Annotated in this window: 1 protein-coding gene; it reads right to left on the bottom strand. The window is 75.7% G+C overall.

Annotated features, from left to right (window positions below):
• Positions 1-576: TetR/AcrR family transcriptional regulator (locus tag HYE82_RS36985; protein ID WP_179178594.1), on the bottom strand; the 576-nt coding region annotated here is incomplete at both ends.

Genomic DNA, 576 nt, shown 5'->3' with positions numbered 1-576 from the left:
GCCTGAGGCCCGCCACCACCGAGGCGGCCAGCTCGTCGAGGTAGCCGGCCGGGACCTCGTCGCGGATGACCACCTGCCGCCAGTAGAGCGGCCCGATCGCGAGGTCCAGCGCCCGGCCGGGATCCGTGCCCGGTGCCAGCTCGCCGCGCGCGACGGCCTCGGACACGATGCCCTCGGCCATCCGCCGCTCCCCGTCCAGCAGGGCGCCGCGCACCGCGTCGGCGATCTCCGGGTTGCGGGCCGCCTCGACGAGCAGGTCGGGGATCACCGCGGAGGCCACCGGGTGGCGCAGCACGTGTGACATGACCTCCAGCAGGGCGCGTACGTCTCCGTACAGCGAGCCGGTGGCGGGGACGGGCAGGCCGTCCGCCGCGAAGGCCTGCACCAGGTCCAGGACCAGGTGGAGCTTGGACTTCCAGCGCCGGTAGACGGCCGTCTTGCCGACTCCGGCGCGCCGCGCGATCCCCTCGATCGACATCCGCGAGAACCCGACCGCGGCCAGCTCCTCCAGTACCGCGGCGCGGATCGCCCTGGTCACGTCCTCGCGCAGCACGGCGGCCCCGGCGGGGGCGCGGC

Origin of the sequence: Streptomyces sp. BR123 (genome assembly GCF_013401435.1) — a bacterium.
Taxonomy (GTDB): domain Bacteria; phylum Actinomycetota; class Actinomycetes; order Streptomycetales; family Streptomycetaceae; genus Streptomyces.
The sequence above is the reverse complement of the archived record's forward strand: the minus strand, read 5'-3'. Positions and strand labels throughout refer to the sequence as shown.